Origin of the sequence: Vibrio sp. TMPB1044, assembly GCF_030442075.1 — a bacterium.
Taxonomy (GTDB): Bacteria; Pseudomonadota; Gammaproteobacteria; order Enterobacterales; family Vibrionaceae; genus Vibrio; species Vibrio satsumensis.
Map to the genome: position 1 here is coordinate 134,634 of NZ_JAUJED010000014.1, position 18,767 is coordinate 153,400.

Annotated in this window: 23 protein-coding genes and 1 pseudogene; 16 read left to right on the forward strand and 8 right to left on the reverse strand. The window is 42.6% G+C overall.

All coding sequences use genetic code 11. The features are described 5' to 3' along the window. Positions 1-24 precede the first annotated feature (24 nt). The 5 genes from QQ041_RS08745 to QQ041_RS08765 form a co-directional block, all read right to left on the reverse strand. Positions 25-660 (reverse strand): CatB-related O-acetyltransferase, encoded by a 636-nt coding sequence (locus QQ041_RS08745; RefSeq protein ID WP_285953614.1) that lies wholly within the window; start codon positions 658-660, stop codon positions 25-27. Between the two features lie 421 nt (positions 661-1,081). Beyond that, positions 1,082-2,194, reverse strand: coding sequence for an NADH:flavin oxidoreductase (locus tag QQ041_RS08750; protein ID WP_285953615.1), 1,113 nt, complete (start codon positions 2,192-2,194; stop codon positions 1,082-1,084). Between the two features lie 238 nt (positions 2,195-2,432). Then, on the reverse strand, positions 2,433-3,122 hold the full coding sequence (locus QQ041_RS08755) for a hypothetical protein (RefSeq protein ID WP_285953616.1): 690 nt from the start codon (positions 3,120-3,122) through the stop codon (positions 2,433-2,435). After that, the gene (locus tag QQ041_RS08760; RefSeq protein ID WP_285953617.1) at positions 3,122-4,306 is read right to left on the reverse strand and encodes an OmpP1/FadL family transporter; all 1,185 of its coding nucleotides are present in this window, start codon (positions 4,304-4,306) and stop codon (positions 3,122-3,124) included. Before QQ041_RS08760 ends, QQ041_RS08755 begins: the two co-directional genes overlap by 1 nt. Before the next feature lie 93 nt (positions 4,307-4,399). Further along, positions 4,400-5,212 carry a crotonase/enoyl-CoA hydratase family protein gene (locus QQ041_RS08765; protein ID WP_285953618.1) on the reverse strand — a complete coding sequence of 271 codons (813 nt, stop codon included), beginning with the start codon at positions 5,210-5,212 and terminating at the stop codon, positions 4,400-4,402. Positions 5,213-5,327: 115 nt separating this feature from the next. Between QQ041_RS08765 and QQ041_RS08770 the strand changes: the two are divergent. The 6 genes and pseudogenes from QQ041_RS08770 to QQ041_RS08795 form a co-directional block, all read left to right on the forward strand. Further along, positions 5,328-5,570, forward strand: a pseudogene (locus QQ041_RS08770) (ABC transporter ATP-binding protein); the annotation flags it as partial. A gap of 145 nt (positions 5,571-5,715) precedes the next feature. Beyond that, a complete protein-coding gene (locus QQ041_RS08775) occupies positions 5,716-6,801 on the forward strand; it encodes a PQQ-dependent sugar dehydrogenase (protein WP_285953619.1) in 1,086 nt (361 codons plus the stop codon). A gap of 448 nt (positions 6,802-7,249) precedes the next feature. Beyond that, positions 7,250-7,459: a cold-shock protein gene (locus tag QQ041_RS08780; RefSeq protein WP_004737278.1), complete on the forward strand. Its 210-nt coding sequence runs from the start codon at positions 7,250-7,252 to the stop codon at positions 7,457-7,459. A gap of 326 nt (positions 7,460-7,785) precedes the next feature. Then, positions 7,786-8,841, forward strand: a complete 1,056-nt coding sequence (locus QQ041_RS08785) for a site-specific integrase (protein WP_285953620.1) — start codon at positions 7,786-7,788, stop codon at positions 8,839-8,841. A gap of 147 nt (positions 8,842-8,988) precedes the next feature. After that, positions 8,989-10,113: an AAA family ATPase gene (locus tag QQ041_RS08790; RefSeq protein WP_285953621.1), complete on the forward strand. Its 1,125-nt coding sequence runs from the start codon at positions 8,989-8,991 to the stop codon at positions 10,111-10,113. Between the two features lie 14 nt (positions 10,114-10,127). Beyond that, the gene (locus QQ041_RS08795) at positions 10,128-11,009 is read left to right on the forward strand and encodes a DUF4435 domain-containing protein (protein ID WP_285953622.1); all 882 of its coding nucleotides are present in this window, start codon (positions 10,128-10,130) and stop codon (positions 11,007-11,009) included. 178 nt (positions 11,010-11,187) lie between these two features. Here QQ041_RS08795 and QQ041_RS08800 read toward each other — a convergent pair whose 3' ends face one another. From QQ041_RS08800 to QQ041_RS08810, 3 genes are all read right to left on the reverse strand, one after another. After that, positions 11,188-12,408: a DUF3644 domain-containing protein gene (locus tag QQ041_RS08800; protein WP_285953623.1), complete on the reverse strand. Its 1,221-nt coding sequence runs from the start codon at positions 12,406-12,408 to the stop codon at positions 11,188-11,190. Positions 12,409-12,850: 442 nt separating this feature from the next. Further along, positions 12,851-13,018, reverse strand: a complete 168-nt coding sequence (locus QQ041_RS08805; protein WP_285953624.1) for a hypothetical protein — start codon at positions 13,016-13,018, stop codon at positions 12,851-12,853. A gap of 53 nt (positions 13,019-13,071) precedes the next feature. Next, on the reverse strand, positions 13,072-13,884 hold the full coding sequence (locus QQ041_RS08810) for a S24 family peptidase (RefSeq protein ID WP_285953625.1): 813 nt from the start codon (positions 13,882-13,884) through the stop codon (positions 13,072-13,074). A 175-nt stretch (positions 13,885-14,059) separates the two neighbouring features. Here QQ041_RS08810 and QQ041_RS08815 point away from each other — a divergent pair, with 175 nt between their 5' ends. From QQ041_RS08815 to QQ041_RS08860, 10 genes are read left to right on the forward strand one after another with little or no spacing between them, the layout of a single operon-like run. Further along, positions 14,060-14,353 (forward strand): pyocin activator PrtN family protein, encoded by a 294-nt coding sequence (locus tag QQ041_RS08815; protein ID WP_099165635.1) that lies wholly within the window; start codon positions 14,060-14,062, stop codon positions 14,351-14,353. 52 nt (positions 14,354-14,405) lie between these two features. Beyond that, positions 14,406-14,948, forward strand: coding sequence for a phage regulatory CII family protein (locus QQ041_RS08820; RefSeq protein ID WP_285953626.1), 543 nt, complete (start codon positions 14,406-14,408; stop codon positions 14,946-14,948). Positions 14,949-14,963: 15 nt separating this feature from the next. Beyond that, positions 14,964-15,179, forward strand: a complete 216-nt coding sequence (locus QQ041_RS08825; RefSeq protein ID WP_285953627.1) for a hypothetical protein — start codon at positions 14,964-14,966, stop codon at positions 15,177-15,179. Then, complete coding sequence (locus QQ041_RS08830; RefSeq protein WP_285953628.1) at positions 15,176-15,433, forward strand: hypothetical protein; 258 nt, start codon at positions 15,176-15,178, stop codon at positions 15,431-15,433. Before QQ041_RS08825 ends, QQ041_RS08830 begins: the two co-directional genes overlap by 4 nt. 21 nt (positions 15,434-15,454) lie before the next feature. Further along, positions 15,455-15,862 (forward strand): hypothetical protein, encoded by a 408-nt coding sequence (locus tag QQ041_RS08835; RefSeq protein WP_285953629.1) that lies wholly within the window; start codon positions 15,455-15,457, stop codon positions 15,860-15,862. Further along, complete coding sequence (locus QQ041_RS08840) at positions 15,862-16,092, forward strand: hypothetical protein (protein WP_285953630.1); 231 nt, start codon at positions 15,862-15,864, stop codon at positions 16,090-16,092. Before QQ041_RS08835 ends, QQ041_RS08840 begins: the two co-directional genes overlap by 1 nt. Then, complete coding sequence (locus QQ041_RS08845; RefSeq protein ID WP_285953631.1) at positions 16,089-16,310, forward strand: hypothetical protein; 222 nt, start codon at positions 16,089-16,091, stop codon at positions 16,308-16,310. The genes QQ041_RS08840 and QQ041_RS08845 overlap by 4 nt, the downstream gene beginning before the upstream one ends. After that, the gene (locus QQ041_RS08850) at positions 16,307-16,585 is read left to right on the forward strand and encodes a hypothetical protein (protein ID WP_285953632.1); all 279 of its coding nucleotides are present in this window, start codon (positions 16,307-16,309) and stop codon (positions 16,583-16,585) included. The genes QQ041_RS08845 and QQ041_RS08850 overlap by 4 nt, the downstream gene beginning before the upstream one ends. A 3-nt stretch (positions 16,586-16,588) precedes the next feature. Then, positions 16,589-18,508, forward strand: a complete 1,920-nt coding sequence (locus QQ041_RS08855) for a hypothetical protein (protein ID WP_285953633.1) — start codon at positions 16,589-16,591, stop codon at positions 18,506-18,508. After that, positions 18,508-18,759, forward strand: a complete 252-nt coding sequence (locus QQ041_RS08860) for an ogr/Delta-like zinc finger family protein (protein WP_285953634.1) — start codon at positions 18,508-18,510, stop codon at positions 18,757-18,759. The genes QQ041_RS08855 and QQ041_RS08860 overlap by 1 nt, the downstream gene beginning before the upstream one ends. The last annotated feature ends 8 nt before the right edge of the window (positions 18,760-18,767 follow it).

Below are 18,767 nucleotides of genomic sequence, written 5' to 3' on the forward strand. Positions count from 1 at the left end.
CAAATCTTCCGTTCTATTCGTGCTCTACAATCTGTTGTCATAATCCTCAATCGCCTGCTTTAACTTTGTAAAATCCGAATCACACAAGTGCTTTCTTAATGACTCAAACTTCTCTTCAGGCCAGTCGTATATTTTCATTGAGATTAGCTCTTCGATAACAGACTTATCAAAGCGATGTTTAACTAATTTCGCGGGAGAACCACCAACAATACTGTACGGTTCCACATCTTTGGTTACTACGCTGTTCGCAGCGACAACCGCCCCTTCTCCAATGGTCACACCCGGCATGATCATGGCACGCATCCCTAGCCAAACTCCGTCTTTGATATGAGTATCACCTTTGCCAATGTAGGCGTCGTCGATGACATCCATAAATGGATACAGCGAAAACCAATCAACTCTGTGGGTATGGTTGCCACCCATTAAAATCACAACCTCTGCGCCAATACAGACATAATCACCAATATAGAGCTCGTCGATTTCCCATCGAGGCTCCCACTGGCGGCTGACTTCGTCGCCGTGTAAATAGCGAACTACCGATTGTTCAAAGCCATTATCCCAGCAATCGCTGTAATAACTGTGTTGACCTTTTACGTGAATATTAGGGTTAGTTACGACTTCATGTAGCAACTCGAATTTGGACCAATGCTTCTTTTGCATTTTTACCTCTGAATGATCTATTTAGTTTTACTCGTTTTAATATCAAAATGTTCGACGATGCAAATTCAAGGTGCACAAACTAATGCCCTATAAACACAGGGTTCATTGGGGTGAATAGTGATTATCACGCTTAAATCATAGCAAAGTCGCTAAAACTAAAGAGACGTCAGTGGATTCGAGGTTGCTTAAGACGAGGAAGTAATTTCAAAGTTTGCTCAGTTTGTTATCGATAACTTGGTTGGATAATTTACAGGCGTAGTGTATCTGTTTAATCGCACCAATTTGACAGGTAGAAGTGATTAATAAGATTTCAAATTTCATTTCGTAGAATACGGAATGAATAAGAGCCTGCGCGATTACACAGGCTCAAACTTCGACTCGGCTATAAATTTCGGCTCACGCTTGGATCTGGGTTCAGCGACTACATGCGAGCAAGCTGTACTTTTCTGTCTTTATTCACCACGCAAAAGTTACCGCGCTTGGTACGACACTTAGAGCATCGTTCGCATTCAACAGGGCTTCTATCCCCTTCTTTCCAACGCTTAACTAGATGCGGTTCCGACAACAAAGGGCGTGAAAGTGCGAAGAACTCTATGCCCGTGTTGTTTGCGATCGCTTCAATGGCATCAAAATCCGTTAAGCCGCCTACCGTGATAACTGGGATATCGACGGCTTGGCTAATTGCGTGGCCGTATTCATGGAAATAGCCTTCAGCTTGAATGGTAAAGCCATCGTGTGACTCGCCAATCATAGTGTCGGCTTTACCGTGAATATTGCCAGAAACCACGATGCCATCAACGCCTACTTCTTCTAGCTTTTTACAAACCAAACGCGTTTCATCGAAGGTTACACCACCCTCGAAAAACTCAGAAGCAGTCAACTTAACCAAGATAGGAAAACCATCACCGACCAACTTGCGTGTTGCCGTGTAGATCTCAAGCAAGAATCTCATGCGATTTTTTAAGCTACCGCCGTATTCATCTTCACGTTGGTTGTAATAAGGGCTTAAGAACTGGTTAATCAGATAGGTATGAGCAGCATGAATTTCGACGCCATCAAAGCCTGACTTCTGTGCTCTCAATGACGCTTGAGCAAAGGCATCAACAATGTAGTCGATTTCATCTTTGGTCATTGCTTTACCCTGTGTTTGAGTCCCTTTTTCTGGAACTTCACTTGGTGCGTAGATCACTCGTTCGCCAAGGTCATGCGTGGTTTTGGTGCCACCATAAGCCAATTGCATCACGATTTTAGAGTCGTTATCGTGCACCAGTTGAGTCAGCTTCTGATACTCTGCAATGAATGAGTCATTATACATCCCCATCATGCCCGCATTCGGCTTTTCTTCTTCAACGATGTTCGCGTAACCCGTCACGATCAGGCCGACTTCACCTTGAGCCAACTCTTCATAGATAGCGTACAGTTTATCTGTCATATACCCATCTTCGGTGGCCATATTTTCCCACGTTGCACTTCTCATAAAGCGGTTTTTCAGTGTCATGGTGCCAATGCGGGTTTCTGTAAACAAAATACTCAAATCTATTCCTCATTCAATCATGCTACGCAATTACCCCATCTAGCGTGAGGCTGATTGCGCGGATACTACAGAGAATATGGCAGGCAAAACTTAATCTAGATTAAGAGAGTGGAACTCTCATATAAGAAACAGGCAACTATTGCCAACAAAAAAGGATTAGAGTAGATTCTAAGAGTAGGGTCACCCAATCGGTAAGCCTACACTCAGTTCTAGTTATTTAAGACAATGGTCAGAAAAGCTATTTAAATTCATAGGTGTAAGAAGCACCGACACTGTTATTTTCACCAAAGTCATCCTCGGCAAAAATAGTGAAGAAATTGAACGACTGAGCGTCACTCAATTTGTAGCTAGCGCCGACTCCCATCCAATAGCCTGAATAATCATCAGAGCCCATGGAACCGCCACCGAAGCCCATGATAGACCATTCATCGGTTATCGTTTTTAGGCCAAACGCCCCAATGTAGCCACCGTGTGTTGAACTCGGCATCAATACATAGTCAGAACCAACGTTATCATCATCGAACACGGCCACTTCGCCATCATTATAACTGTAACCAGCCATAGGGAAGATTTGCCAACCGAAAGGCTCAATATCAAAATAACTCAGTGGTATAAATGTACCAATACTGTAGTTGTTCTTGTAAGCATCGTTATCATACTCAGAGCGGCTAAAGTTGAAGTTCACGATACCCATCGGCAACAACCATGAACCACCTACTCGCCACTCTTCACCGTCTGCATTGACACGAGCATTGATCATTCGCGCTTCATCAAGCCCAATAGACCCAGAGAACTGCAAATCTTCGTTATAAGCAACGCCGGCTTTGGTCACGATTTTAGTCGGATCATCAGGGTGCTTCTCTTCAGCAAAAGCACCCGTTGAGCCCAGTATGACGGCAGTAACAATTAATAGACTACGTAATGTCATTAGAAGGTCGCGCTAACACCAATAAAGTGGATACGACCATCGAAAGAACCGTTAACCAATGTAACCGGTGTATCGGCTAGATTACGATTCATGTCAACTGAACCTAAATCTGCGTATTCGTAGAACACGTCGATCAAGATGTCATCCCAATAAGTTGAAGCACCTACCGAGTAGCGGTACTGTTCACCTACAGGAAGGTCAACCCACTGCATTGAAGGATCATCTTGTGGCGAGGTTTCGTAAGAGAAGCCGGCTTTTAAACGCCAATCTGAATTCAATTGATAGTCAGCACCCACCGCAAACTTCCAAACGTCATCCCAGTCACGCTTGATTGGAATTCCGCCTAAATCAGTTGCTCCGAAATCTAATACTGTCTCATCCCACGCACTCCAGCGATGGAACTGAATACTCGCCAATAGGTCAAGTTGTTTGTTCAATGCGTAGCTAGCGCTGACGTCGATGATTTCAGGTAAAGCAATATCTGTCGATAACGAATTCAAAACGTTAGCACCTAGCTTACCGTTTACATCATTGTTGAATTCATGCTCAAGTTTAGAACGGTAGCTAGCACCTAACTTGAGTTTATCTGTAGGTGTGTACATTACGCCAAGGTTATAACCGTATGCCCAGTCAGTATCTTGCTTAGCAGTAAGCATTGACGTTGTTTGTTGAAACGCAGCCCAACTTAATTGTACGCCCGCACCAATGGACCACTGGTCATTTAACTGGTAGCTCAGTGACGGGTTCACTTGCATCGCTGTAAGCGTAATATCTTGAAGTAATAGATGGCCTGCCCACTCACTGCCGTAATCAAGGCTAGAACCACCTACTGCACCTAACGCAATACCAAGGTGTAATTTGTCAGTAACTTGATGAGCGTGAAATGCCCCGAAAGAAGGCAATATTGAGTGACCTTTACCGTCTTGCTTGTCACCGTTGTCTCGATATTTCATTTCAAGATCGAACGCCATGGTGTTGATGGTCGTTTTGCTTTCCCCCATGTGAGACATGGTGGCAGGATTCGTCCACATCGCCGCCGCAGAGCGAGTGTACACACCGTCACCAGCGCCAGTAGTACCAGCGTTGGCAACAACGGCCTCTTGTAAAAACAGGCCACTTGCGAATGCATTTAAGCTAGTAAAAATTGCAGTGGCAGCTAGAGAGTAAGTAAAAGTTTTGTTCATCAGGATGCTCATTTAGCCTTAGACATTAAATTGTTCTAAGGTTATCGCAAAGCCCTATAAACAAAGGGAATATCGATTATTCCTGTACAAACGCTACTTAAACTTTCTGGCAACGTATGGGCGTGGCTTGTCTCGATGAATTTCACGTTGAGTAGCAATTGCCCTGTTCTTACCTAACCCTACCTTTATTTGATACCAAGTCTCGTAGAACACAGCCATACCAGGGCTTGACCACCAAGTCTTGTTGTAGAGCTTCTTATTAGCAGCAACAACGTCTGGCGACCGATTCGCACACTCAAGTGCCAACGCATAGGCTTCAGCGTAAGGATCTTCGGCAATTTTAGTCACCAATCCATACTCTTTCGCTGTTTCGCAGTCGATCACTTTGGCTGTCATCGCCATTTCTAGGGTGTGATCTTTACGCATCAACTCTCGAAATGCGATGGCGCCGCCCATGTCCGGAATCAGCCCCCATTTAGCTTCTAAGATAGAAAAGTTGGCGTCTGGACTAGCAATTCTAAAGTCGCCACCACTGGCTAGTTGAAGTCCACCTCCCCAGCAACGACCATGAATCGCAAAAATAACTGGGCACGGAATATCTCGCCAACCTAATGAAAAACGTTGAGCGGCGTTTGGCAATGTCGGTAGCCATTTAAAAAGAAGCTTCATCGCCCCAGATTTACTGGTTAATAGGGACTTAACATCAAGCCCCGAACAAAAATCGGTTCCCTCGCCTTTCACGATTACGGCGCGAATCTCGGTGTTCTTTTTCAACTGACTGACCATGTTGTTCACCCCTTGAAACATCGCCATATCAATAGCATTGAGCTTATCTGGTCGGTTCAACACAACCGTCGCAATTTGGTTTTCATCGATAGAACAAGTAATACGAGCGAGGTTTGGCATGGTGGCTACCTTTTTAGTGGTCAGACCTTTAGATTATACATTTTATTAACATATGCCAAACTTGCACATTAAGAAGCGAGACCTGTGTTGCTTAACATCTCCCAGTTACATAGAGAAACTCAACAAAAAAGAAGATGTTGGGGTTATCGTTATTTTGCACGATTTGAACCTAGCGCTTCGTTACGCCACGCATATTGTCGCCCTGAAAAAAGGTCAAATTGCGTTGGAAGGCAGCGCGGATAAATTGCTCGACGAACAAGCGCTATCGGCTTTGTATGAGTCCCCTATTCGACTGATCGATCATCCTGTTCCAGCCAAGACAGCTGCAAGCAAGAAGGTTGCCGTTGTTTGCGAGTAAGCCGAAGAATCAAAGTTAAGTGAATGAGTTACTTATTCTTTGGATAGCTCACCAGCATGACGAGTGAAAACGGAGTAAATGTTTCCTTAAACTTAAATCAGCACAAGCTACACTAATACCACCTCATGAAAATCAAGGGACTGCCATGAACACTCATCATCGTATTCTTTCCTGTGCTTTGGCACTCATCGTATCGAGTCCAATATTCTCTGCTTTTGCATGGCAAGTAGAGAAAATCACAGACGGCCTCGAGATTCCATGGGGTCTCGCTTATGTCGATGACAGTACTATGCTTCTCACAGAAAAATCCGGCGTCATTAAACACGTTGATTTAAAAACAGGCGACCAAAACACACTATTCAGGCTGCCAAATATCTGGGCTAAAGGCCAAGGCGGATTATTAGATATAGCATTATCTCCTTTTGAAAACGGGAGGTTCTACGTCACTTATAGTAAAGACGTCGATGGTGAAGGCGTAACGACACTGGCTTCTGCTAATTACAGCAATAATGAAGTCACCAATTGGACAGACGTGTTTGTGTCAAAGTCCAAAACAGACGCCGGACGCCACTTTGGTAGCCGTATCACCTTTGATGATAGCCACATCTATTTTTCAATCGGTGATCGTGGTGAGCGAGACAATGGCCAAGACACACTGACTCACGCAGGTTCGATATTGCGATTGAATGCCGATGGAAGTACCCCAAGTGATAACCCATTCACCGATAATAACAAGGTTCTCAATGAGATTTGGAGTTTTGGTCATCGCAACCCACAAGGTCTCTTTTACGACTTTCCAACTCAGAAGTTGTGGTCGATTGAACACGGTCCGCGCGGTGGTGATGAAATCAATCTAATCAAAGCAGGTGCCAACTATGGCTGGCCTGTAACCTCACACGGAAAAGAGTACTGGGGCCCAATCAGCGTTGGTGAATCTGAAACCAAAGAAGGCATAGAAGCGCCTAGAAAGGTCTACATTCCCTCAATCGCACCCGGCAGCTTAGTGGTTTATCAAGGAGATAAATTTCCTGAACTCAAAGGGAAACTATTAGCGGGTGCACTCAAGCTTACCCATATCAATGTGGTGACGGTCAATACACAAGGTGAGGCAATAGAAGAAGAGCGCCTACTTGAAGACTTAGGTGAACGAATCAGAGACATTGAAACCTCACCAGACGGCGACATCTTCTTTAGTACTGATAATGGCAACCTTTATCGCTTGAAAAAGTAGTCGATAAAATGTTCAAGTAAAGACATTTTCCTTACAACGAAATCTATAGATACAAGCCGTAAAAAGTGGGCTCAAGACCCAATTAGCGGCTTTTAATTTGCAAAAATGAATGCGCTAAAACAGTGCAATTACTCCAAATTTGTCATCAATATCGACCACCTTTTTCACAAAAACGACAACAAATCACCATACAACTGTAACTCCATGATATTTAAGGAATGCAAAGTTTGACTGCCCCCAAGTTTCTGCAACCTTTCACTATGGATTCGATTGACTATCCCCTGATTTAATTTAGACTTCATCTCGGCTAGAAAGAAAGTTCTTTGTATATAAACATTTCGTTGGATTACTAGTAACCCCGTTGTGTTGTACGCAATAGCAATAAACTTTTCCACGCTATCAGTGCCACAATTGGCTCAAAATAAAAATTTAATTTTAGGATATCATCATGTCTAACACAGTTACTGGTACAGTAAAATGGTTCAACGAAACTAAAGGCTTTGGCTTCATTCAACAAGAAAACGGTCCAGACGTATTCGCACACTTCTCAGCTATCACTGGCGAAGGTTTCAAGACTCTTGCTGAAGGCCAAAAAGTTGAGTTCGTAGTATCTCAAGGTCAAAAAGGCCCACAAGCTGACAGCATCAAAGTACTTTAATTTAGTATTTTAAAGCTTTCTAAAAATAGCCAGCCTCTGCTGGCTATTTTTTTACCCGCTATTCAGAGATTTAAGGTAATATTCCCCTTCACTATTTCTACCTAAGACACCCTCTCAATGGCTCTTAAACCGACAATCTATAAGTTTCACTAAAATACACCACTCCCCGCCCTACCTAGCAATAGCCACATACACCATTATTTTCAAACACTTAATAAAAATAACAACCTAGAAGAACTTCAATAAACTGCTATAATCTCTTAACCTTGGTACACCTTTTGTACCCCTCAAATCACCCTTTTGGTACACCTCAGAGGCACACGTTCATGGCATCTTATAGTATTGAAAAGCGAACTCTAGCGAGCGGTGAATCTCGCTACAAAGCCACCGTTACCGTGAAACACCGGAGCAAAATTGCTCAACGTTTCTCCAAAACTCATAAGAAGAAAACGCTCGCTACTGCCTGGGCAAAAAATGAAGTACGAAAGATAGAAGAAGGTGAAACCCAAGACCGTTCTGTACCCATTGGTCAGTTGCTAGACATGTACATTGAAAACAAAAACCTCTGGGACAATACTGGCCGTTCTAAACAAACCGTATTAAAAATGCTCCGTGATTGTGACATAGCAAAAATCTATTCCGATGAGCTAACCACTAAAGACTTGATTGAGCACTGCCAGAATAGATGCGGTACGGGAACCAAACCCTCTACCGTCTATTCAGACATCTACTATTTACGTTCAGTATTCAAACGAGCTAACCCTGTATTCAACGTTGCCGCGAACGTGAACACATTCTTAGAAGCAACGCCTATTCTGTATGAAATGAAGCTCATCGGTAAGTCGGAGAAACGAACCAGACGCCCTACTACCGATGAAATAGACCTGCTGAAAGAAGCACTAGAAGAACGCGAGCAGCGTAGAGAAAACAAAATCCCCTACTCCATGCTTCTAGACTTCAGCATTCTGAGCTGTATGAGAGTCAGCGAAGTGTGTGGTATTCGTTGGGAAGACTTAAACGAAGAACTTAGAACAGTGATCGTACGTGACCGAAAAGACCCACGTAAGAAAGAAGGCAACCATATGGTCGTTCCTCTACTCGGTGAAGCATTCGATATTGTGATGAGGCAAGAGCGTAAGGGAGAGTTGATCTTTCCTTACAACCCACGCTCAGTTGGTCGAGGCTTTGTGGAAGTGTGTCAAAAGGTTGGGATTGATAACCTACGCTACCATGATCTACGGCGCGAAGGTGCAAGCCGCTTATTCGAGAAAGGTTTTACAATTGAAGAAGTCGCTCAAGTAACTGGGCATAGGAACCTAAATACTTTGTGGCAGGTTTATACCCAGTTGTTCCCGCATAAATTGCACAACCGCAAGATATAAATTATTACCGTAGCCGCCTGTTAAGCATGAAGTTGACAATATAAGTTAAGTATTAAGAACAATATGCATGATTGCGTACAATCTACACTTTACGCGTGTTTGCTTGATGGTACTATATGCCCAGTTTTCATAAACATACGTAAGAAAATGCACTTAAAAATAAATAAAATTTCAATTCAACGACTTTTTGGCTTCTTAAATTATGACCTTCAGTTTGCCGACTCAGAGCAACTAATCATTACTGGTCCAAACGGTTACGGTAAAACGATGATTCTTAAGCTGATTCATCATGCGATATCTAATAATTATTCAGAGTTAGCTAAGATAAAATTTGGTTCTTTTGATATTTTCACTAACTTTGGTCATATCCGTTACTTGAATAGTAATACTGGTCTTCAAGTTGAGTCGTTTCTAAATGAGACGAAGAAAATAATCACACATACCGAATGCCACATATCTCAAGAAACGATCTTTGATAACACAAAAGCGCATTCTATACTTATTAACTCAATGCGTCTTAACAATGAGTCTGAATCCAACAAAATCATCACACAGCAACGTTCAGATCTAGCAACTAGCATGCAAGAGACGAAAAACAAAACACAGAAGCTAGATACACTTGTTGACGAGTTGTTTTCGTGTATCACTGGAAAACAAGCATCTACCCGTGAGCAACTTCCTGATATGCTTAAAGAGCGTATAGTTGGCTTACAAGAAAAACTAACCCCTTATGTAAAATTGGGCTTGCTATCAACTTCAAACAAATACCTCAAAATTGAACCACACGAGCTAAGTTGTTTACCTAGCTCTGCAGCAAGCTTGAATGAGAAGTTGAGTGATATCTTCTACGAGGTATCATTAAGCGAAGACTTTATTGGCCGCCTAACATTATTCTCAGAGCTGATTGCATCGAAAAAATTTGCCTTTAAAACACTATTCATTAATCCTGAAGTTGGATTTGGGTTCTTTAATCACTCGAAAGATGACATCCCTCTTGAGCTCTTATCTTCTGGTGAGAAAAATCAAGTTTCCATCTTCTTTGACCTCATATTCAATGCGGTAAATGGAACGCTGATATTAATCGATGAACCAGAGATCTCATTACATATAACATGGCAAAAAAGTCTTTTAGGCGAATTTGCAAAAATAGCTAGATTTAATAACTACTCACAACTTATTCTCGCGACACACTCTCCCGACATCATCAATGATGACTGGCATATATCCGTAGATCTATATGATAAACACGAGATTGACACAGGTACTAAGTAGTTATGACAAGCTTAATGAACGCCGCAAACTCTCGTGGTGAAAATACAAAGTTTGCCTCTCTCCTACTGCAAGTTCAGACAAGTAGTGTGGGCGATAAAGTGGTTTTTGTTGTAGAGGGTGATACTGATATAACATTATTCAATATGGTATTGAGAAACGATGAATTTTTCTACTGTACTCCTGCAAGTGGCAAAAACGAGGTAATAGCAGCAGTAACCAATTTGAAAACTCGAATCTCTAACGATGTCTATGGTGTGGTTGATGCAGATTTCGATCACCTACTTGATAATACCTATAACGATATTTTCATGACCGATAGACATGACTCTGAAATCATGATGCTTCATAACGAATTCATGACTGACTTCATTACCGAATATAGCAAGACCGACGCATTACATCTTATGAATATTGACGCTATAGGTGATGCACTATTAGACACTTTAATGGATGCTTGTCACAAAATTGGTCTAGTTAAATTTGCATGCAAAACTCTCGGATTAAATGCTATGTTTAAAGGAATGAATTATGCGTCCACTGAGTCAGTTTCGATAAATGGATTCGATGTAACAGTGAACATTGACACTTTCATAGACGGCGTTATTAGTCGAAGTCCGCGAGTCGATAACAGCAATCGTGAAGACATTATCTCTAAATATCGAGAGCTATGTGACGTTGACCACTGCAAGTATCAAACAGCGAATGGTCATGACTTTTGTCAATTGCTATCGGAAGTATTCAGTCAACATTTTTCTTCGGACCGAAATGTAAATGACAAGGCAGTTGAGAGGTATCTACGTAGTAAATACACAAGAGATCACTTCGAAAATACCTCGTTATACACACAAATGATATCTCTTGTCACGAGTGAATCAGAGGCTGGTCAAGTCGCGTAAACGCCTCATATCAGCTCTATTCATTCTACCTTTTAGTAGTCGAACTTAAATAAGTGCGACTACTACTATAAGTCGATCAAGTACTACTTATCATATACACCAGTGCTAATATCTAGTGAACAGTGCCTGTAGATAACAAATGCCATACCTCATCACCAATTTTAAAAGTACTTAGATTTTATACTTTTATTTTCTTGCTTCGCTTCATTTTGTAACTTTCCAATGCGCTTTCTAGCCAATTTGTCTGACTTAAACTCTTAGCAAACCACTCAATAAATGCTTCAGAATAACGGTGCCTTCTGTCGATCTCGTAGTGGTGATTCGAGCGTTTTGAATTCTGTATTTTGTGCTTTTGAAGCACAGCTTGGAAAGAAAAGCTCGTAATTTTCAGGGACTGTCGAAGATTAATTTCAGCAATAGCTGTCTTTTGATGGTAAGGGTGCGTAATGTCTAAGTCTTTTGTTTCTCGAATGATGATAGCGTTTTCGCCAGCATCACTAAGACACAACGACAAATCGCTATCAGACTCTTTCTTAGTCAACGCTAATTTGTAGTCAACATCAATCGAAAACTCATCTGAGTCACACTCACGAGCCATTTGAGTAAATTTACCAAGAAAAGTCTTAACCTGGCTTGCCGTCAAGTCACCATAGTTCTCTTTGATGACAGCCACTTCTGGTTCAACTCCATCAACAATTAAGCTTAACAAGCCGACACTTTGACCAGCCAAAGGACTGTTACCCATTACGCGTTTGTAACGTTTTTGATAATTCAAAACAGTAGATTGAAACAAACGCGAAAGTTGAGGTTGCAGTTCTGGGATAAGAAGGTGAATCGCTTGGTCTCGTAAGTCGATAAGCGTATCTAGATTTTTTGTGATGTTGTCATCCGACTTCATAAGCTTATTCATTGCGTCGCGAACGCTAATGCTAAAGTTACTGTCTTTAAATATTTCTTTCGCGCCTTTAGATTTTACTAGTTCAGACTTAAGCATAAGCTCCCAAGCATTAACCATCATAATAGTAAAAGCTTCAACTCTATTACCCAAAGTTGGACGATTATAGACTTCAAGGGCTAACGTAAATGCATCGTGACTTCTTTTAATTAATTGGTCTGAAAGTATTTCGTCTGACGATTTCTGTTTAGTATTTAAGCTTTGAGACATAAGACTTAAAAAACCTTCATTTGAAAGCTGACAGATACCTTGGCACTTCCACGTCGAACGTGTAATTTTCGAAAGGTACTCCCCTTTCAACTTTTCATTAAAATACTTATTTACTGAGTTAACGGTGTAACCTGTTGAATCAGCGACCTCTTTAACACCGAATACTTGACCTTTTTTATCTAGGTCACGAAGTACCTCTAATAGTTTAAGCTGTCTACTTTGTTTATCTACCACACTGATACCTCATTAAAGATAAAAACATCAATACTAAACACAATAAAGCAAACCTACAGAGTGCCTTATCAATAAATCGTCACACCAAACTCCATACTAATTGTGCTTTGGTTTTCTTGGCCTCCTCTGCCCTCCTTCAGGAGCGGATTGTGGTAGCTCATCTATTTCTTTACTCAACTCTTCAATCATTTCTGAATCAGGGTTTGTCATTGGTGTGTTTTTTTGACGAGGTCCACTAGAGCTCTTAGGTTCCAGACATGCCGGTTGATCACAATAGTAGCAATCAGCTTGTAATTCACATCCACGGTCGCACGATGTTACCGAAGTCAATAATGCGGACAGTACTTTCTCTTTACAACTTGGGTTAGGGCACTCGTACTCATTGTATCCTTCAGGACTTTTCCCTAAATATTTGAAATCTCTCATTCTTACCTTTCTTTGATTAGTTGATGTTTTTATTTAAAAACGGCTTAACTGTCATTTCTTTCACAGTTACGCGGCCACAAGTTTGCAGTTCGCGTGACTTTTCAATATAAGCGTGATCTCGCGATACTTTTAAAATGGTCACCAAAATCATGACTAGCACGCCCATCGATACAACTATTGTCATTTCTATCAATCTCCAAGAACAAAAAAGGCGACCCTGAGGTCGCCTTCGCTTTTCTAAATCACCGCCTTCATGACGGTGGTAATAACTTTCCCGATTACCGCGAAATCGTCGAGTTTCTCCTCATTCACGATAAACGAATCATATTCTTCTTTATTGTCTGAGATGACGTTATAGCCCTCGGCCATAATGTCGTACTTCAGGCGTTTTATGTAAATGTGCTTACCAATACGAACAACATAGACACCGTGTTTTACTGGGTGATCGAGTTCTCGGGTATCAACTAATACTTCATCGCCGTCACTCAAAGTGTCTTCCATTGAGTCTCCGTGGCAAATGATGATACGAGCATCTTCTTCTGTCAGGCCAAAACGTCTTAACCATAAACAAGGTAGGAATTCGGTTCTAAGTTGGTACTCGGTATCGTTTTGAGAACCAAACCCACAAGAGGCATAAACGTTGTAAACAGGTACAGCGCACATATCGCCTATTTGAGAAGTGGCTTTCACAGACTTAACATTCGAAATCTCTGTGACATTGTCATCGGTATTACGAGAAGCTCGACTAGCAACTTGCTGGCTAGTTTGGCTGCTACCAATATCAACTTGCCCTACTGACGTCGAAGTTACGCTAGGTGCTGATGCAGTTAATAGATATTCCGCTTCATCAAGATCCGTGACGTATTTCTCAATCAGTTGTTTTTTTACATCTGGGTGGAAATTAGAAATATGGTATTCAAATACTTTGCTAGAAGTAGCACTTTTTCTTGATAACCAATTGTTACGTCTGCCTTTTTGGGAGACGCCAGTCACTGATTTAGGCATTCCATCCAAACCCACTAAATCCGAACTTAGAAACCACTCTTTCACATAAACACCAATAAACACCGATAATCACTTGACATAGTCACTATCTGGGCGCACCATCCACATAAACACGAACAAACAAAATGTTTATCTATCACATTCACCAAGAACAAAGATAAACACCAATTAACTAAGAACTATATCACGTCAGTGCTGTAGTGAGAATGAGGATAACTATATGAGCATGGATATTCACTACGGGCTTCAAGCAATGTTTGGTAAGCCGATTGTCCAATTAAGCGAAGTTTCAGAATCATTTTTTGGAATGAAGTATGCGACGGCTAAAGCCAAGGTTAGCAGCCATGAATTCCCTATCCCAGCCTTTCGTCTTCATGAAGAAAGTGAAGCTAACAAAGGTACAAAAGTTCCGTTATTGATTCGAGTTAACGACCTTGCTGATTACGTTGTAAGAAAACACGAGGAAGAGCGAGCAAGGATGGAATCCATCTACGGAAAGTTTCATCGTCATTAAAACCACCTTCGAAGCTAACCACTTTTCTTATGTTTCATAGTGAGTATCAGACATGGAAGTGAACCAGACAATGTGCGTCTTTTTAGCGGATGTACAAAAACAGTACAACGAAGCATGCAGCTTGTTTCGAGCACGACACCGAAACGAGCTAACAGACATAGCAAAAGCCTGTGGCATTCGTTCAAACATGTTGCGTAACAAGCTGAATAGCTCGCAACCGCACGTACTTTCTTTACCTGAAATGATGGCAATTTCTAAAGCTACGGATGACTACGTAATTTTAGAAGTTGTACTTCGCCAGTTAGGGCTAGTGACCGCTCATATTCCTGACGGTGAAAGAGAAACGTTTATTAAACGTGCTCTAGACAACTCTGTGCTTGCTGGAGAGATCTCTCAGCTCGCGTTAGACACGGCAGGCCAAAGAGCCCTGCCTCGCTCAACTCGAAACTCAATTATCAAAACGGCACAAGCTGGTATTAACAACTTAGTGCTGCTCATTAACGACCTAGAAGATCGCACAAGCGGTGCACACCCTTTCTTATGTATGGGTGTGGACTTGTTAGCCAACGGTGCGCCTTTACCTGGTCTTACTTAATTGCGGGGTGTAATTATGGAAAAACCATTTCTAGCGATTCAAATCAACTCATTGGAAGAAGCACTCAACATCGAAAATGTTGCTGCACTCACTATCACTAAATATCAAGAGAACGAAGTGGAAGGCCAAGAGCAACTGCAGAATAACTTGATCGCAATGTGGCGCGGCATTCACAAGCAAGCGGGTGACGCTCTCGACCAGTTCAAGGTTTACCACAAGGATCCAGTATGAAAACTCTACTCAAAACCATTACTTCAGGTGAAGACAAGATTTATGTCTACGAGGCTGGATATGTCGAAGGCGTGAAAGCTGCTCAAGCTTATTTAGCAGGCCCTGACGGATGGGGAGCTTCTATGTACTTCCCTTTGTATAAGATCGAAGACTTCGCTCAAAACCAAACTCAGATTGCCAAGTTCCTTGAGCTTGCTAAAGAGAAACTCGGGATAGAGGCAGAAACATGCAATACGTACCTCACCCACAACTAATTTTTTAGGAGTAATAACATCATGAGTAATCTCGAAAATCACCTCTTTGAACAATCATTTGAACTCATAGCACAGCGCTTTAGTTCAAGTAGCACAGAACAACAGCATGAATTGCTATGCCAATTAGATGCAATAGCTAAGAAGCAAACACCTATTGAAACACATCGTTCTCAAGCTGACGTATTAGCCGATATTAAAAATGCAATGGACGGTGAACGTGCTCGTTTGTTTTTCGGACATTCGTTTCCTAGTTGGTATCGCCACGGTTCGATCGAACAAGTTTCACAGCTTCACCACTGGACGAGCTTAGATATGGGTAACCGCCACCTGTTTCTTGAAATGCTTGGTCTACGTGACCTAGGCCACTTTGATGATGAAGCGTTATATCAATTCGAACAGTTTTGTTTGTCATCTGTGGGGACGAAGTGATGCTGAGTTATATAGCGATAACTTTGAACAGCGGTGGCGGCGTGGTTCGTCACGCTGAAACCAATGAGGTAATGAACCTTCACTTAGGCGAGTTTGATACGCCAAAACTTGCTATTGAGTCAGCATGTGAGGCGTTGAACTGCGAACACGTTTTGAATGGCGTGATCATAAAGGGCAATCACACTGGCGGCCACATGATTATGGACACACAGGAGTTTAGCGAATTATGAGTTTTTACAAGCAAGCGCAAAAACAAGCAGTGGCGATAAAAATTGGTGATCGCTTCTTCTGTGGTTTTGGGAAGAAGCAGCGAGTTCAAACAGCTTGGAGCCTAGCAGGAGCAAACCTGTATTTAAGTGTTTATGACGACAAAGTAAAAGACATTCTCGCTACGTTAGAACAAAAGAAGAAGAAACCAGAAGTGATATTTGTTGAGGTGGCTGCATGAGTGATGTGACTTTTAGACCTGCAAAATCGACGGCTGACTTGCCTATCTCTTCTCCAATACATAAGCCCTGCCCTGATATGGCGGGAATGGAGAACCCAGATCCAAAGAAACGAGAGCGAGCGCGCTTTTTAGTGTCGAAGTTGCGCGAAAAACACGGCATTAAAAAGCGTGTTAAGCGCAGCTCTCAGCCAATGAATTATGTGTGTAGTGAAAACGGGTGCGCTGAACCTTGGGGCTCAGTAAGTAATGCGAACCCAGGGGATGTGAAGCAATAAGCGATGAAGATTGAAACTCTGTACCATGTGGCCGGAGCTGTCCGGCCTATTGATGAAGTTAAAACTGCTAATGCCAGCTATGAAACTGGTTTTTTAGGTTCCAAAATGCCTCACTACACAGAATACGAGCAGCAATTGCTCGATTCTGGCGTGGTTAAATCTCTTCCTATTTACGACCGTGTTTTTAATCAACAATCAAAACACGTTACAGATGTTAAGTTGGCAACTGAACATTTCAAAAGGCTAAATTCAAACTCCAAACCCGACCGCGAAGCGGCGGCCGAAAGGCCGGAGACACTAGGCTTGTCCAAGGGCGCAAAAGTCCGACACGAGAAAAAGCGCTTAAAGTTGGCTCGAATCAACAAACGTGTGAAGGTTATTGGGCAGCCCATTGGCACCAAGACAGAGCTTGATAGCCGAATGGGCCATGAAAGTTTTGATGCGTTATACGCAAGTACAGAGCGAAATAAAGCGCGAGTTTTGCCACTGAAGCATGAGAAAAGGCCCCCTTTCGAGAGGAAGCTCTCCCCTATATCTCTTCAACTGCAAAAACGAGACTGGTCTGGGCAAATGCGCGCTCAAATTGTTACCCAGACGCCTGCAGGAAATGCACCCGAGGCTAATTCGGGTACTCGTTATACGGAAAAGCTAACACCAAAGAGCGTTTCTAACATGTTCGAGAGTGGTGCGTATGTTGCCCAATGTCATGAAGGCTTTACTACATTTCTGACTTTGACTTTTACACCGGCACAACGTCACGCCATTTTTGGCGCGATGGATGAAGGTATCGATGCTGACGGCCCGTTTACTCCAGTAGAGTTTGAACGAGATACCGGTGATCTTATTCCTGGCAAAGATGGCTTGTATACGCGGCTACCAAAACAACCTTTCAAAATCATTAAACCACTCGATACCAGTATTGGGCGCGAAACTTCCCGCTTTCTCGATGGCAGCAAAAAGATGTTCCACCGAGGTTGGTACACAGAAGATGGTGACTACGTTTCTGGGCAGTTCAAAGCGAAGCTTTCACCCTTCGGCCCTGATAGAGAGAAAGCAGATTTTCATTATATGTGGGTAGCCGAAAGCCCCATGAATGACGACGGCGAACCCAACCCACACGTTCACCTGGTGTTGAAGTGGACGGTCGATAAAAAGCATTTCAAAGACTGGGCCAAACGTTTGGAATCGCTATGGGGTCATGGCATGGCTCACATCGAAAGAATTAGACAGCCCAAAGCAGCCAGTACTTATCTCATCAAAGCGGTTGGCTATGCGGCCAAAGGTAATAACGCTGACCAGGGTTTAATTAAGGGGAATCGCTACAGCATAGCGAGGGTCTCACGCGCACCAAGTTGGGAAACTCTTGCCTCGTTTGAAGCTGACAATATTACGGCTGTTATCCGTGAGTTGGGTTACAAGCTTGAGCAGTGGAAAAAGCCTTTGCTGCGAACTATCTCACGTATCAATAAGCAAAAAGCTCAAACCGTGAAAGCGTCGAGTATCGCCAAGCAACAAGGCAAGCCTGAAGACCATCTCAAAAAACTGCAGTCACGAATTATTCGTTTAGAACATGCGGCCAAGAAAACCACGCAGCAAATGAAGTCACGACAAATGCACGCTTCTAGTGGTAACCGGTTCTCGATAACTTTTGACGGCGACGAAGCCAAAGAACGGATGGATAACTTCTTGATGTGGGCAGCTGGCGCTAGAGGTTGGTCGATGACTTGTCGTGATATCGATTGTAGCGATTTAAAACAAGAAGCAGATGAAACTTATCAAGCGCAATATCACCACTTCTTAGAACGGCGAGCTTATTGGAGATCGGTTCTTGGCGAACCTTACATACCCGAAGAACCCGATGAGGATGAAGTGAGTTATTGGCAAAGTGCCAAAGCGGATTATTTAGAAGGGAGATTACAATAATGCTAATGCCATGCCCAACATGCGGATGCAAAACCCGAATTGTTACTTCACAAGAAATGTCGAACGAGACACGGAAAGCCTACTGGCAGTGCCTCAATTTTAACTGTGGTGTTCGCTTTCATACGCTTACTTCTGTAGAGGGGATTATAGACTCTGTTGGAGTGCCGCCAGATCCTAAGCTACAACCAGAGTTGTGCAAAGGTGATGCGAACCAGATGGATATTTTTGAATCGGAACAACCAAGCGCCTAAAGCAGAAG